The following is a 14,057-nucleotide window of genomic DNA, read 5'->3' as shown; positions in this document are numbered from 1 at the left end:
AGTCCGACAGGCTGCTAGGTCGGTGGTCGGCAGCACGTAATGCGGTGCTGAGGCCTGATTGGTGCGATGGGTACGCCCGAAGCCCTGAACCGCGGCCGGGGCACTCCAGCCGGGCTGCAGGATGTAGTGGATGCGTCGGCGGCGGTTCTGAGCGGTATTGTCGGCATGGAACGAGTACCCGGTCCCGCCCGCCCCAGAGAAGACAAGGACTGATTTCTTGTCGGCCTGGAAGGCCTCGGCATCCACCCGGGAGGCGTTCTTGCCACGGCGTTCTTCGACAACACGCAGATTGCCTTCTTCGTCGCGCGTCTGTACGAAGCGCCGGCCCCGACCGGTGATCTCGGCGACCTGGTCAGCACCGAAGGCGTTGATGATCGAGTCTAAGGGATTCTCTGGCACGCGGATCTGCGTCAACGTCTCCAACAATGCATCACGCATGGCGATGGCGCGCTGGTCGAAGACCGGTTTGCCCTCGCTATCGGTGACCGGCTGCCAGTGCACATTGCCATTGGCATCCTTGACCTGCTCGTGGGCGACGACTGGGAAGCCGTTGCGCACGTAATCCATCAGCTGCTGCCGAGGCGTGAAATCCAGCTCTTCGAGGGCGGTACCCTGTGCGGTCGCGGCAGCGGCAATGCGCTCCTGGGCGGCCTCATTGGTGTTGACGATCTGCACCACGGCGACGTTTCCGGCATCGATCTGCGAGCGCATGTGATCGATGACGGCCGGCGTTTGCAAGGCGGTCAGCACCTGGTTAAAGAAGCGCTGATGCGCGCCCCAGAACTGCGACAGCGCAGCGCTCTTCGCCTGCGGGCTGTGCCCGCCTCCGGTCAGCTCTAAGGCCTCATCGACATTGGACAGGACCACCTGCCAAGCGCCGGCGAGCTCGTCGTAGACCTCGCGCTCGAACGCAGAGAGTGGATACTCCAAGCGTTCGTAGCTGACATCCTCATAGGAGAGCGAGCGGGCGGTGTAGACGCCCAATGCTTTCAGATCTCGAGCGGTCAGCTCCATCGCGGCGATGCCGCCTGAGGAGACCTCGCCGATGAATGCCTTGGCGTCGGCAAAGGGTGTGTCTTCTCCCCAAAGCCCAAGGCGCTCGGCATAGGTCAGGTTCGAGACCTCGGTGGCGCCGGTCGCCGAGACGTAGAGCAGGGGTAGGCTCGGGATACGTGTAAATTTTTATCACTTCGTCCCGGACGGCCCCTCAGGCACGTGGCGTGAGGAATCCAGCCTGGACGAAGTGTTGGTCGAAGGCGAGAGCAGTCGTCAATCCTCGATTGCGCATGACGACGAAGGAGACGCAGTCGACCAGGCCCCATTGCTTGTCGGTGTGGCGCCGGTACAGCTCGAACGCCGACTCGAACAGCTCCGGCGTCAAGTTCACAACGGTGACGCCTGGAGACTCACGCAGATCCTCGATGATCTGCACAGCAGCGTCGCGGTCCATCCTCGACAGGGCGTTACCGATCTCCAGCAACACCGCATTGGTGACGACGATGGGGTGGCCGTCGAACTGCTCCGAGAGTGCGACTGCTTGGGCGTGATGCTGATCGTTCTCGTTGACCAGGGCGAGGATGTAGCCGGTGTCGACGAAGACGGACTCAGGCATCCCTTTCGCCGACGACGTAGGCGTCGTGATTGGTCGAGAGATCCGCTGGCCCTTGGGTCTTCACCTTTCGCAGCCGCGAAAAGATCGTCTCGTTGGCATCGCTGTTCTGCGGCTCTGCAGCGACCAGGACGACGCGCACCTTCTTGCCGTCCAAGACGTGGCGATGCTCCGGCGGAATGTCGAGAACGCCGTCGTGGGCGACGGCCTGGAATTCGATCGCGTTCATCGTTCTGGGTAACCTGTTCTTTAGAGCGTCCCTCGAGGTTCGAGGGGCGATCCCTCAAGCTTCTTTAGCTACGTGCTGTTTCGAGCTTCGGGTCCTGCCGTATCCGTTTGACGATGTCTCCAACGACGCCGCGCCCGGTCTTGGCGCCGATGCGCCGCTGGATTTCGCGCACGCTCAGATCTGTCGTTCTCGCCAGTTCCTCGACCTCTGTGACGACCGTCGTCGGCGTTCGCGGTCGACCTAGGTGCTTGCCACGTGCCTTTGCTGCCTTCATACCCGCCGAGACGCGCTCGCTGATCAGCGAGGACTCCAGTTCCGCCATCGCACCGATGAGCGTGAACATCGCCTTGCCCATGGGTGAGGTGGTGTCGATCTGGTCCTGGACGCTCACGAACCGGATGCCGAGGTGGTTGAACTCCTCCAGTGCGCTCAGCAGGTGCTTGGTCGAGCGGGCGAAGCGGTCGAATTTCCACACCAGCACGCAGTCGAAGGCGCGATCACGCGCATCGTGCATCAGGGCATCGAGCTGGGGGCGGCCCTGGCGCCGACCCGAGACCGCCACGTCCAAGTAGTCCCGCACGATCTCCAACCCGGTGCGCTCGGCGTAGCCCCGCAGCCCGTCGAACTGCAGATCGGGTTTCTGATCCGCCGTCGAGACCCGGAGGTAGAGCGCAGCTCGGTTCTTCTGGAGCATGAGTGTGTGGATCGCACGTCCGAGAATGGTTACCTTTCCGGCCAGCTAAATTCAGCCGCGTCGGTCGTGGTCAATCAAGCACTTTCTGGCCGTCTGGGCAAACCCTTTTTCGGACACCTCGCGAGCCCCTGCCATGGCCTCCATCGACCGTACCGCGTATCCCCGCTTTCGCGGGCAGTTCACCGACGCTGAGCTTGCGGCGAACTTCACCCTGAGTGAAGACGAGAACGCCTTCGTCCGTCGATACGCCCACGGCGAAGTCGGCCGATTTTCGCTGGCGATCGGCCTGAAGACCCGCCAGTTCCTGGGCTATTTCCCGGCACTCGAAGACGTTCCCGATCAGATCCGTCGGCATGTTGCCAATGTGCTCGGATTCGATGAGGAGACGGCTCTGGTCGATGGTATCGCTCGGCCGGCGACGGTGCATCGATATCGCGAAGCGATTCGCAAGCACCTCGGCAGCCGTCCGTTCTCTCACGGCGGCCGCGAGGTCGTGATCAGGACGGTCCATCGCGCAGCTCAGGTCATGAGCGACCCAGCGGACCTGATCAGCGCGTCGGTCGAGGCCCTGGTCAAAGAGGGGATCGAGCTTCCCGCGTTCAGCAACCTGGACCGGCTGATCGGCAATCTTCGCCAATCCATCCATGAGGAAATCTATCGGCAGATCGATGCCGCTTTGATCGGGGCTCAGCGGCGAGTCCTCGATGCGATGCTCGATCATACAGCCGAACACCACCTGAACCGCTTCTCGAGACTCAAGGAGAACCCGGGGCCACCGAACCTGAAACACCTACGGCTGTGGATCGACCGGCTCGCCGAGCTGGATGCCATTGTTGATCCCAGGCCGCTCCTTGGCGAGATCCCGCACACGAAAATCCGGCAGTTCGCCGCCGAGGCCAAGGCTTTGGAAACCGGTGACCTGCGTGATGTCTGCCAGCCAGGGCGGCGACACACTTTGCTGCTGTGCCTGTTGCATCAGACCCAGACCAAGACGCGTGATCAGCTTGTCGAGATGCTCATCCGCAGGATGCGGCGCACTCGCAACCGGGCCATCGAGCGGCTGCACACCCTGCAGAAGAACCAGCGCGCAATCGAGGAAGAGCTGCTCGCGGTCTTCGGCCAGGTCCTGCGACAGGCCGGTGCCACGGATGCCGATGAGGAGTTCGGCCGCAACGTGCGCCAAGTGCTCATCGAACAGGGTGGTATCGAGACCCTCGGCGCCCAGTTTCACGCGGTAACCGCCTACCACAACGACAACTACCTGCCGTTGCTGTGGCCGATCCACAGTGGCGGGCGAAGTAGCTTGTTCCGGTTGCTCGGTCTGCTGACGCTGGAGTCGGCGAGCGCGGACACGCGTCTTCTCGACGCCCTGAAAATCGTCCTTCAGCACCAGCGCAGCCGCCGCAAGCTCCTGGATGTCACACTGGATCTTGGCTTCGCCTCGCAACGCTGGCAAGCCTTCGTCCAGCAGCGCCACGACGGCGAGGTCCTGCTCGATCGCCATGCCCTGGAGCTGTGCGTGTTGATGTACCTGGCCGAGGCGCTGCAAAGCGGCGACCTGTATGTCGCCGGGTCCGGGGCCTACGATGACTACCGCACCCAGTTGTTGCCCTGGGACGAGTGCGACCGCAGGCTCAAGGACTACAGCGCCGCATTGAAGCTGCCGACCCAGCCCAGCCGGTTCGTCTCCGAGCTGCGAGACAAACTGGAGGAGCTGGCCAGAACCGTCGACGCCGGCTTCCCCGACAACAGCGCATTGCGAATCGACCAGGATGGAACCCCGCATCTGATCCGCCAGGTCGCTCAGCCGCTACCCCAAGGTCTTCAAGCCTTCGAGCAAGCGATCCGGGAACGGATGCCGGAGCGGCATCTGCTCGATGTGCTCAAGCACGTCCAGCACTGGTCGTCATTCACGCGCCACTTCGGTCCGCTGTCCGGGTCCGATCCCAAGCTGGAGGACGCGACCAAGCGGTATCTGTTCGCCGTCTTCGGGTTCGGCTGCAACCTCGGTGTCAACCAGACCGCACGCCACGCACCGGAAAGCATTAACCGGCACTCGCTGCGTCGGATCAACGCCCAGCATGTCACCGTCGACAAACTCGTGGCCGCGTCCGCCGACATCATCCGTGAGTACTCCCGGTTCGAGCTGCCCATGCTCTGGGGTAAGCCGAACGTGGCGATCGCCGACGGCACCCACATGGAGCTGCGCGAGAATAACCTGCTCGGTGAACAGCACATCCGTTACGGCCGCTACGGCGGCATCGCCTACCATCACATCTCGGCAACCTACATCGCGCTATTCAGCAACTTCATCGCCTGCGGAGTCTGGGAGGCGGTCTACATCCTTGACGGACTACTTCAGAACCGTTCGGGCTTCGAGGTCGACACCGTCCACGCCGACACCCACGGCCAGAGTGAGCCGGTTTTCGGGCTGGCCTATCTACTCGGAATCGATCTGTTGCCGCGCATGCGCACCTGGAACGACGCCGAGTTCTACCGGCCTTATGCCGGAGCGAAGTACGCTCATATCGACGCGCTTTTCACCAAGACCATCGACTGGGGGCTCATCGAAACGCACTGGCAGGACATGATGCAGGTGGTCCTGTCGATCCAGGCCGGCAAGGTGCTACCGTCGATGCTGCTCCGCAAGCTGGGCAGCCGCAGCCGGAAGAACCGGCTCTACTTGGCCTTCCGAGAGCTGGGCCGGGTCGTGCGGACCTTGTTCCTTCTGCGTTTCGTCTCCGAGGCCGACCTACGCCAGAGCATCCGCGCCGAGACCACCAAGATCGAGTCCCACAACGACTTCCTGGACTGGATCGGCTTCGGTGGACCGGTCATCAAGAGCGGCGACCCGGTCGAGCAGCTCAAGCAGGTGAAATACATGGGGCTGGTCGCCAACGCCGTGATGCTGCAGAACGTCGTCGACCTGACGGATGTGCTCGCCCGCATGGCCGAAGAGGGTTTGCCCGTGACGCCCGAGCTGGCTGCAAAGACCGCTCCCACCATCCGCGACCATCTACGGCGCTTCGGACAGTTCGACGTCGACATGAACATCTTGCCGCCGCCGCTTCAGCCGAGACCGCTGCCGTTCCCGGTTGGCGATCCGAAGTGATAAAAATTTACACGTATCCCGAGCTTACCCCCCGAGCACGCGTGCATCCGGCACCTCCTTCTGCAGGTTGATCCCGGCGATGGCCTGCTGGGACGGCTTGCGCTCGCCGCGCGCGCCCTTCACGGCAATCGCGTTGCCCATGCTGTGGGCCTCGTCGAAGGCAATCACCCCATCGAAGTCCGGACCCAGCCAGTCGGTCAGCTGTTGCAGCCGTGTCTGTCCTACCCGGCCATCCTGGTCGGTGCTCTGGCGCTTTTCGCCACCGCGCAGGGTGCTGTAGGTGGTGAAGAGGATGCCCTTCTCGCGCGTGATCGTCGCGCTGGCCTTGGTGTCTCCTTGGAAGAATAAGAGGTCCGGATCACCGCCGACACCGGCGAAATCCCTTCGCGCGTCCTCGATCAGCCCGCGGTTGAAGGAGACCCAAACGGCCTTCTCTCGACCCTGCACTAAGTTGTCCAGGATCACCCCGGAGATCTCTCGGCCCTTGCCGACCCCGGTGCCATCACCGATGAAGAAGCCTTTCCTCGACCCGTTGGGCAAGCGCTCGTTGTGCGCTTGGCCAGCATAGACCACGGCCTCGAGCTGAGCGAGGGAGAGTCGCCCCTCCTCGATCACCTGCGTGGGCAGCTGTGGATTGTAGGTCGGCGCTGGTGGCTCGACAGCGCCCATGGCCGCGCTCTGGACGAGTCTCCCTGGATGCGCGTGGGCACCCGGGATCATGAGCCGCTGCGGTCGGTAGGCGGTAAAGACCGATTCGGTCAGCTCCGCCTTGGGCTCAGGCTCGTGCTCCACATTGCCCTTGATCGGGACAGGGCTCGCGACCGGCACGGCCGGCGGGCTCTCTGGCGCGTTCGCTACAGGGGCAGCGTTGCCGACTGGGCTCTGAGTGACGCCACGATCTCCTCCAGGAGCTGCGCCGCGGCCTGATCCGGATCGGGATCGAGCTCGATCTGGTAGTTCTCCCCTGGGGCGGACTCCGTCAGCAGACGCATCGCCTCCTCGGGGTTCGCCTCCAAGCGCGCCATCAGGAGCATCGGCTCCTCGATCGTCGGTGTCTCCAGCGCGCCCTTCTGAAGTGCTTGACGCAGCAGGGCCAGGGTCGCGATCTCCTGATCCGGACTCCAGAGGATCTGGCCCTGGGCGAGGATGGTCGCCGCGCGTTGATTCAAGGGTTGGCTGTTCAGCAGTGCGTAGTCGTGGCCGATCATGGCGGATAGCCTCCAGCAGTAGCGGTAGGTCGGACACCGACTCGACCGAGGCCACCAGCACCGGCGCGCGGGTTGGCCCGTCCTTGTCGATGACGAGGAGACGATTATCGAAGGTTGTGCCGTACTTGGCGTACTCGCGACCGGAGATGCCGATGTTCGCACGCACGTTGTAACGGCTCTGGATCTGGTCCCACCAATCGCGGAAGGCCGGCCGATCCGGTCCCATGCCATCACCGACGATCGCCACCAGGCGCCCGTTCTCGGCGAGGCGCTCCAGGGCTTGCTCGAGATGTCTTGCGCCGTTGGCGGTCTTGCGCTGGCCTTGGATACGTCCGGCCGTCGCCGAAAACGGAGGATTCATGACCACCACGGTCGGGACCAAGGAGCGCGGCAGAATGTTGTGCAGCTGCTCGGCGTTCTCGCCGGTCAAGGTCGCCTCTGGGAACAGATCCTTGAGCAGCTCGCGGCGACGTTCGGACAGCTCATTGAGCAGCAGATCGGCGCCGGCGAGTTGTGGCCAGATCACCAGGTCGCCGGTCCCGGCGGATGGCTCCAGTATCCGGTCTTCGGCACCGAGGTTGGCCGTCCAGTTGGCGACGAAGGCCAGCGCCGGTGGCGTCGAGAACTGCTGGAATTCGTCCATCTCCGCATCACGACGCGTCTGCGTCGGCAAGCGTTGCACAAGATTGGTGAGATCGCGTGCCTTCTGTGCCGCCTGCTCCTGGCTAAAGCCTGTCCAGGCCTCGGATTCAGTCTCTCTGAGATGGAGATTGACCGCGACCTCAAGCGCATCGTAGGCGTCTTTGGACGACCACTTGCCCTCGGATTGGGTGCCGCCGAAGGCCTCTGTGGCCTCCGCGGCCAATTGACGCGAGGTCAACGGGTCTCCGCTAGCCAGGTACTCGCGCAGGCGCAGTGCAAGTGCGTAGCGTGGCGACAGAGAGGACTCCTTTGACGCGAGCAGAGATGGCGCCGGGTTCGCCAGCCAGTCGTCGAAGTCGAAGGCGATCTGATAGGGGTTGTCGGTCTGTTTCTTGGCCATGAAGCTCCGTGTCAACAACGTCCAAAAGCGGTCAACCAGGGATCGCGAGCATCAGCGCTCGTGACCGGCTTGAGCCCGACGAGGCGTGGCGGCGGCGCGCTTCGGCGGTGGCATGCTGGCTGGAAGCTCGCGCGCAGCAGTGCGCTCAACGGGCGGGAGCTTCTCGATGTTTGCTGGCTGACGGTCCTTCTCGTGGGCGAGCAGGTGATCGCTGATCTTGTCGGCGTCTCTTGCCGCGCGGAGGATCTCTTTCGGGTCGTCCTTGAGCACCTTGATCCAGTGCTCGACATAGGCGGCATGCTGGCCAGGGTCATGACCGATGCCGATGCGCTCGCCGATCATCAGCGAGGCGATCTCAGCGCGTAGCTCTTCCTTGGCGTAGCCCGCACTGCCGAAGGGATGGGCGAGGTCGCGGTTCAGGCGGCTGGGATGGCCGGTCGCGTGGGCTGTCTCGTGGTGGCCGTGATGTAGTAGCGATCAGCGCTCGAGAAGCTGTCTTTCGGGGGCAAATGGATCTTGTCCGTCGCCGGCCGATAGAAGGCGCGATCGACTTGGTCGTGGCGGATCTCGACACCGGAGGCCTGCAGCAGGGCCTCGGCACGCTCGTGCCGATCCCAATTCGGCGTCGTCGTCTGCAGGGCCGGCAGGCCCTCGATCTGCTCGGCGTTGAAGACGACCGCGGTGAAGACCTTGGGTCGGTCTAGCTCGATGTTGCGGTAGCGCTTGTTGCCCTCGGCATCCAGTAACGGTTTGCCAGCGTCGTCCTTGAGCAGCACCTGGTCGTGGAATTTGTAGTACTGCACCAAGGTGCCCTTCTCGCCACGGCGGACTTGGGCGCCGACGCTTTGCGCCTGCTTATAGGTCATCCAACGCGGATCACCCCGTCCGTGCATCTGCAGCCAGAGGGCGTTGCCGCCTCGATAGCGGGTGCCACTGACCGGATTGTGCGGTAGCGATAAGGAGCCGGGCGCCCAAGGCTTTTGCCAGGGAGCGGTGCCTTCCTCGAGCTGTTGGATGAGCGTATTGGCGACCTGCTCATGGTAGGGGATGCGCGGCTTATCCTCGGTCTTGCGCTGGCTCTTGGCTGAACGGGCCATTAGGCGCCCTCCTCGTCAGGTTCAAGCGCTTGCTCTGGGAGGTACTCGGCTGGAATGTCGGCGGAGGCCAAGGCTTCGTCTTCGGTCAGTGCCTGCTCTTCGAAGGCACCTAGCTCCTCGGCGGTGCCTGGATCGAGCTCGATGCGGGTACCCGGGATGTTGAGCGACAGTAGCTCTTGATCAGTGGTTCTGGTCATCGTGACTCCTGGTGTGAATGAGATCAGCGCTCGCGCCCCTGATGTTCGAGACGGTTGCGCTGCTTGAGTGATGGCGGTGGGGTCAGGCTTTGATCAGGCGCTTGGTGAACACCGGGCTCTGGTCGATAGTCGTAATGGTCGGCGACGTAATCGCGGATGGCGTTCGCGGCTTCGTGATCCTGTTGGGCCGCATAGTGATCCGCGATGCGGGTCCATGCCTCGGCGCGACGACGGATTGCACGCTCTTCGGTCTCGGCCTCGTAGCTCGGGGATGGATTCGGGCGCTCGCGGGTACCGCGACGGTTGAGTTCCTCGAGGTCCCTGCGGTACCCCTCTTTGCCCTTGCCACGGCTATAGGCAGGCAGGGCCGTGGCGGGGATGCCATAGCGCTCGAGACTGTCAGCGAAGCTTTCTCGCCACGCCAAGAGGTCATGCTTGCGCGGGTTCAACCAGCGGCCATCATCGCCCTGCAGCCCGATGACCACATGGGCGTGGTAGTGATCACGATCGTCGTGGAAGGTGAACAGCCGATCGTGGGCCTGGAACTGGTTATTCAAGAAGTCTCTGACCGCCAGCTCGAAAGCGCCGGTCTCGGTGCCGGCGGGCATCGAGAGCATGAGGTTCATGCTGATGCGCTTGCGTGGTCTGCCGCGTGCTCTCCGAGCGCCCTCCCCGTTCTGCTTTGGCGTAACACTCGCAAAAGCCTGCCCATAGGCATGCATTGCCTCCTGCGTCGACAGTCCGATTCGGTCACCGATGCTGGAAAAGCTAACCCCCTGATGGTCGAAGACCTCGTTGTCGCCGTTCCTGGAGATGTAATCCAGATGCGCACCCAGCTGCTTTGACGACGACGAGAAGCTGGTGATCTTGACCATGACCTGGGGCTTTCGTCGAACCGCGGTCAGTAGCGTCTGACGCAATGCGCTCGCCGAGGGTGGCTTCTGTGCTTGGCCAGCTTTGGCCCGGCCGGTCTTGGCGAAGACAAAGCGCCAGTCATCTTCGAGTTGGTTCGAGACCGTACTCATGGCATCCACTCGAGCGGCGTCGAAGCGCCAACCTGTTCAACGACGGCATGACACATACGCAGGCTCAGTCCGGCAAGCGAGTCTTCAGATCGGACAGCAGCAGCCGGCTCTCGCGGATTCGACTGTCGATCTCATCGAGCAGGGCCTGCGGAACCACTACGGGGCGACCCTCATTGGCTGCGTGAGCGAGCTGATTGAGGTTGATTCCGAGCCCACGCAGCTGACGATCGTGTTCCTCGAGGAGATGACGTAACGGCGGATCGATGCCGTGCTCCTGTTCAAGGCGTTGGCTCGCGGCTGCGCGGAGCCAAGCAGAGATAGAGCCCTGCCCTCGGTGCGAATCGATCAGCCGACGCAACCGTGGTGGGATGCGAAAGCGAAGGACGGCAGAGTTAGCCATGGGTGGCTCGCTGACCGTCGAGATAGGCCAAGCAAACGCGCGGTGCATACCGCTTGTAGGCCATTACGGCTGGCGGCGCGCTGTGGGTGGTGCTGTGCTCCATCAGTCTCTCTTCGGGTTGCCCGCGCACGACAGGTGCGGGTTGGGCGCTTGGTTGAGAGGGGGACGGAGGGTCTGGGCAGGCGCGGCGGCAAAGATGTACCACATTTTGCCTATCCTGCCTTAGCCGACCCCTCAACCCCCTCCCCCGCGATGCTCGCCGGTGTTGCATGCCTATCGCTTAAGTTTCGCGTGCTACTGCGCGGTTACTGCATATTTTAGGCAAGTTTCTCACATGTTTATGCACTTGTCATGCATTTTTTATGCGCGTATATTTCTTTCTAACGCGCTTCTCTTGCTTTTCTCGCGCATAGCTAACTCGTAATTTGCGCAATGGTGCTTCATGACTCATGACAAGGCGGATTCCGTAGAGAAGACGAGCCCGGTCGAGGCGGCGGAAGCGGCGCTGGATCGACTGGCGGCCAAGCTGGCACCGCCGTCAATTGGGGCGCAGATCCGGCGGCTCTTGCCAAAGATCGAGAACGCGATCGAGGCCGGGGCAACCCATGAGCAGATCTTGGAGACGCTGCGCGAGAGCGGCATCGAGATGACGATCGCGACCTTCCGCAGCGCGTTCTATCGGGCGCGGAGCAAGCGGAATCAGACGCAGACCGGACGCCAGGAAGGCGGTAGGGAAAGGAGCAATGGGTACGGGTCGCCGGAGGATCTCTCCTCATCTGACGGCGAGCAGTGCCTCAAGGGTGCATCAAAGACAGAACGAGATGCGCGATCGGGCGCCGATGTACGGCAGGCATCGCGTGATCCGCTGGCGGTGCCAAAACGGCCTAAGTCTTTCGACTGGGACCCGACGGCGCGGCCGGAGGTCACCTTCATCAATAAGGATGACGACAGGACAGACACCGAACACTGATCGCGTCTCGTCAGCCTGGGATCGTCCAGGCATCGAATCATCTTCCACGTTCTATCCATCTTCCGACGGAGTAGCAGCATTCCATGGCGACGTTGTATGTGACCCTGCAAGGCAAGGGCGGGGTGGGTAAGAGCTATTTGACTGCGGCCTTCGCCCAGTGGCTGGTGGAGCAAGGGCGGTCGGTGGCGTGCATCGATACCGATACGCTCAACCCGACCCTACTGCAGTACGCGCCACTGAAGGCGACCCACCTGAAGCTGTCGCAGAATCATGTGATCGACCCACGGGCGTTGGATACCCTGGTGGGGATCGTGGTCAAGGCGCCGGACGACGGCCAGGTCGTCGTCGATGTCGGCAGCAACGGCTTCGAAACCTTGATGGCCTATGAGGTGGAGAACGGGGTCTTCGCCCTGCTCCAGGAGTTGGGTCACCGGGTCGTTGTACAGACGGTCATCGCAGGAGGTCCGGATGCAGAGGAGACAGTGAAGGGGACCATGGCGCTACTGGCGGCGACGGATGTGCCAGTGATTCTGTGGCTGAACGAGCATCTGGGTCCGCTGGAACTTCATGGCCGGCCCATCGCGGAGGCGGCGTTTCTGCACGAGGCGCGGGACCGGATTCTCGGGACTATCCTCCTGCCGGCTCGGACCAAGGCCACCTTCGGCAAGGACACCGAGGAGATGCTGCGCCAGCGCCTGACCTTCGCCGAGGCGATTGAGCAGTTCGATCTGATGCCGCGCACTCGGATCAAGCGCATCCGTGATGAGTTATGGGCACAGCTCGATGCCCTGCCCATTGATGGCGAAGAGGGCGAACGCTTGGCACGCGCTTCGGCGTGAACGCGCCTGACGATCTGATCGGCGATATGATCGCGGAGGTGGCCCGTTCTCACGGCGTGGCGATCTCGCGTGATGATCCGATCTTGGCAGTGGTGCTGCTGAATCAGGTCGTCTTGCGGCGGTATCTGGAGGAGGTCGTCACCCCGGTGGCCGATGCGATCCGGGGCGCGACCAGCGAGTCGATCCGACAGGTTGAGCAGTTTGCCGAGGATCAGAAGATCCTGGATCGAACAGGTATCGCTGCAGGATCGAGCCTCGTTTCTAGAAGCTCAGCAGGCGCTGCACGATGCCTGGAAGGCTGACATGGAGGCGCTCATCGAAGGGCAGAACCATGCACTCCAGCAAGTGGTGATCCAGACTGCAGGATCGTTGCGCGCACAGATGCAAGACACAGGAGCCAGATCGCAAACCCTCCAGCCATCAACAGTGACGGCAGTCTCAAACGCACCGCCACCGGTCATCACCTGGATCTGGATCGCTGCGGGGATACTGCTCGGTGTCGGCGCGACCATGACGCTCGCGGCAGTTGCATCGCTGATTCTGATCGCATAAGACATGGTCGTCGCAGCTGAACGATTAATCGCGCGCCAGACGCAGCAGGATTCGGCGTGATCCTCTTGCTGGCCGACGAGACCCTGAACAACAACCTGGTTAAAATTCTTGGGTGGCAATGATGCAGCTAACATTGACACTACCCGATGAGCTAGCCGCCAATTTTCAAAGTGAGGACGAACTGCGTCGAACGCTCTATGAGGACTTCATCATCGAGCAACGCCAGGTGGGCGCGATCAGTTTGAGTAAGGCCGCTGAGCTGCTCGATCTGAGCTATCAGGAGTTCTTCGCCCTACTGGGACAAAAAGGCCTGACCTTCGTCAACATCTCAGCGGAAAAGGCGGACGCTAGCTATCGTGCCTTCGAGGCATTGATGGTTAGGTGTAGCGACCCGCTCTGTAGCGCACATCATCAACCGCTTGATCGCTGCCTGTAGCCGTCTAAACCTTAAGCCAACAGCCGAGGCGATATCGTACAAACTCGCGTGATCTGACGACTTGGCCTATGCTGATGCCACCTTCAAAGGGCTCCACTGGCCATGTCTTCTGAGAGGCTGTCTAAAAACTAACTTATTGATTTTTAAGTTAAAATATTCTAGAATCTATTGAAATACTGGCTTATAGCCGTTTTCTTATAGAAGTGCAACATGAATCCTGATCGGCTTCAGCCAGGCCAAAAGTACCCAAGTGATCTGACCGATGAGGAATGGAAAATCCTAAAAGAAATTGTAGAAGAGCTTGAACCTTATATAACTGGACGTCCAAGAACCGAAGATCTTCGAAAAATATTCAATGCTATTTTTTATATCAACAAAACGGGCTGCCCATGGCGATATTTGCCAAATGACTTCCCAAGTTATAAAAATGTAAATTATTACTATAACAAATGGACAGACAATCAGTTTTTCGAAAAAGCAAATACAGAATTACGTCAGCGCTTGCGCATTAAAAGAGTACGCGCACCAGATCCGACTGGGGCTATCATTGATAGCCAAAGTGTCAAAGGAACTTCAGAATCTGGAATTGAATCCGGATTCGATGGTGGGAAGCTTGTCAAGGGAAGAAAGCGACATATTATAGTAGA

Annotated in this window: 15 protein-coding genes and 1 pseudogene; 7 read left to right on the top strand and 9 right to left on the bottom strand. The window is 61.4% G+C overall.

Annotation, left to right across the window (positions count from 1 at the left end; all coding sequences use genetic code 11):
• From VBE63_RS19725 to VBE63_RS19710, 4 genes are all read right to left on the bottom strand, one after another.
• Positions 1-1,170 (bottom strand): strawberry notch C-terminal domain-containing protein (locus VBE63_RS19725; RefSeq protein WP_323684730.1); only part of this gene is annotated, 1,170 nt, incomplete at its 3' end.
• 37 nt (positions 1,171-1,207) lie between these two features.
• Positions 1,208-1,612 (bottom strand): type II toxin-antitoxin system VapC family toxin, encoded by a 405-nt coding sequence (locus VBE63_RS19720; RefSeq protein WP_323684729.1) that lies wholly within the window; start codon positions 1,610-1,612, stop codon positions 1,208-1,210.
• Complete coding sequence (locus VBE63_RS19715; protein ID WP_323684728.1) at positions 1,605-1,838, bottom strand: hypothetical protein; 234 nt, start codon at positions 1,836-1,838, stop codon at positions 1,605-1,607. Before VBE63_RS19715 ends, VBE63_RS19720 begins: the two co-directional genes overlap by 8 nt.
• 64 nt (positions 1,839-1,902) lie before the next feature.
• Positions 1,903-2,532 (bottom strand): recombinase family protein, encoded by a 630-nt coding sequence (locus VBE63_RS19710; protein ID WP_323684727.1) that lies wholly within the window; start codon positions 2,530-2,532, stop codon positions 1,903-1,905.
• A 133-nt stretch (positions 2,533-2,665) separates the two neighbouring features.
• Between VBE63_RS19710 and VBE63_RS19705 the strand changes: the two genes are divergently transcribed.
• Positions 2,666-5,644, top strand: coding sequence for a Tn3 family transposase (locus tag VBE63_RS19705; protein WP_323684726.1), 2,979 nt, complete (start codon positions 2,666-2,668; stop codon positions 5,642-5,644).
• Positions 5,645-5,668: 24 nt separating this feature from the next.
• On the opposite strand, the gene VBE63_RS19700 is transcribed toward VBE63_RS19705, so the two are convergent.
• The 5 genes and pseudogenes from VBE63_RS19700 to mobC all read right to left on the bottom strand — a co-directional run bounded on the left by VBE63_RS19700 (position 5,669) and on the right by mobC (position 10,613).
• Positions 5,669-7,894: a strawberry notch-like NTP hydrolase domain-containing protein gene (locus VBE63_RS19700; RefSeq protein WP_323684725.1), complete on the bottom strand. Its 2,226-nt coding sequence runs from the start codon at positions 7,892-7,894 to the stop codon at positions 5,669-5,671.
• Between the two features lie 51 nt (positions 7,895-7,945).
• Positions 7,946-8,991 (bottom strand): annotated as a pseudogene (locus VBE63_RS19695) (ArdC family protein).
• Positions 8,991-9,188, bottom strand: coding sequence for a conjugal transfer protein TraD (locus VBE63_RS19690; RefSeq protein ID WP_323684724.1), 198 nt, complete (start codon positions 9,186-9,188; stop codon positions 8,991-8,993). The pseudogene VBE63_RS19695 and the gene VBE63_RS19690 overlap by 1 nt, the downstream one beginning before the upstream one ends.
• A gap of 23 nt (positions 9,189-9,211) precedes the next feature.
• Entirely contained in the window at positions 9,212-10,213 is a 1,002-nt protein-coding gene (locus VBE63_RS19685) for a relaxase/mobilization nuclease domain-containing protein (protein WP_323684723.1), read from the bottom strand.
• A gap of 64 nt (positions 10,214-10,277) precedes the next feature.
• On the bottom strand, positions 10,278-10,613 hold the full coding sequence (gene mobC / locus VBE63_RS19680) for a plasmid mobilization relaxosome protein MobC (RefSeq protein ID WP_323684722.1): 336 nt from the start codon (positions 10,611-10,613) through the stop codon (positions 10,278-10,280).
• A 442-nt stretch (positions 10,614-11,055) separates the two neighbouring features.
• Here mobC and VBE63_RS19675 point away from each other — a divergent pair, with 442 nt between their 5' ends.
• From VBE63_RS19675 to VBE63_RS19650, 6 genes are all read left to right on the top strand, one after another.
• Positions 11,056-11,583 carry a hypothetical protein gene (locus VBE63_RS19675; RefSeq protein ID WP_323684721.1) on the top strand — a complete coding sequence of 176 codons (528 nt, stop codon included), beginning with the start codon at positions 11,056-11,058 and terminating at the stop codon, positions 11,581-11,583.
• Positions 11,584-11,666: 83 nt separating this feature from the next.
• Entirely contained in the window at positions 11,667-12,422 is a 756-nt protein-coding gene (locus VBE63_RS19670) for a P-loop NTPase (protein WP_323684720.1), read from the top strand.
• On the top strand, positions 12,419-12,724 hold the full coding sequence (locus VBE63_RS19665; protein WP_323684719.1) for a hypothetical protein: 306 nt from the start codon (positions 12,419-12,421) through the stop codon (positions 12,722-12,724). The genes VBE63_RS19670 and VBE63_RS19665 overlap by 4 nt, the downstream gene beginning before the upstream one ends.
• 1 nt (position 12,725) lies before the next feature.
• A complete protein-coding gene (locus VBE63_RS19660; RefSeq protein WP_323684718.1) occupies positions 12,726-12,974 on the top strand; it encodes a hypothetical protein in 249 nt (82 codons plus the stop codon).
• Between the two features lie 133 nt (positions 12,975-13,107).
• Positions 13,108-13,410, top strand: a complete 303-nt coding sequence (locus VBE63_RS19655; protein ID WP_323684717.1) for a UPF0175 family protein — start codon at positions 13,108-13,110, stop codon at positions 13,408-13,410.
• Positions 13,411-13,620: 210 nt separating this feature from the next.
• A partial coding sequence (locus VBE63_RS19650) for a transposase (protein WP_323684716.1) occupies positions 13,621-14,057 on the top strand: 437 nt, incomplete at its 3' end.

This window comes from Lamprobacter sp. (assembly GCF_034860625.1).
Taxonomy (GTDB): Bacteria; Pseudomonadota; Gammaproteobacteria; order Chromatiales; family Chromatiaceae; genus Lamprobacter.
The sequence above is the reverse complement of the archived record's forward strand: the minus strand, read 5'-3'. Positions and strand labels throughout refer to the sequence as shown.

Bases quoted from the DNA above. Each gene is read 5' to 3' on its own strand.
- VBE63_RS19720 (WP_323684729.1), bottom strand. From the start codon at position 1,612: ATGCCTGAGTCCGTCTTCGTCGACACCGGCTACATCCTCGCCCTGGTC.
- VBE63_RS19715 (WP_323684728.1), bottom strand. From the start codon at position 1,838: ATGAACGCGATCGAATTCCAGGCCGTCGCCCACGACGGCGTTCTCGAC.
- VBE63_RS19710 (WP_323684727.1), bottom strand. From the start codon at position 2,532: ATGCTCCAGAAGAACCGAGCTGCGCTCTACCTCCGGGTCTCGACGGCG.
- VBE63_RS19705 (WP_323684726.1), top strand. From the start codon at position 2,666: ATGGCCTCCATCGACCGTACCGCGTATCCCCGCTTTCGCGGGCAGTTC.
- VBE63_RS19700 (WP_323684725.1), bottom strand. From the start codon at position 7,894: ATGGCCAAGAAACAGACCGACAACCCCTATCAGATCGCCTTCGACTTC.
- VBE63_RS19690 (WP_323684724.1), bottom strand. From the start codon at position 9,188: ATGACCAGAACCACTGATCAAGAGCTACTGTCGCTCAACATCCCGGGT.
- VBE63_RS19685 (WP_323684723.1), bottom strand. From the start codon at position 10,213: ATGAGTACGGTCTCGAACCAACTCGAAGATGACTGGCGCTTTGTCTTC.
- mobC (WP_323684722.1), bottom strand. From the start codon at position 10,613: ATGGCTAACTCTGCCGTCCTTCGCTTTCGCATCCCACCACGGTTGCGT.
- VBE63_RS19675 (WP_323684721.1), top strand. From the start codon at position 11,056: ATGACTCATGACAAGGCGGATTCCGTAGAGAAGACGAGCCCGGTCGAG.
- VBE63_RS19670 (WP_323684720.1), top strand. From the start codon at position 11,667: ATGGCGACGTTGTATGTGACCCTGCAAGGCAAGGGCGGGGTGGGTAAG.
- VBE63_RS19660 (WP_323684718.1), top strand. From the start codon at position 12,726: ATGGAGGCGCTCATCGAAGGGCAGAACCATGCACTCCAGCAAGTGGTG.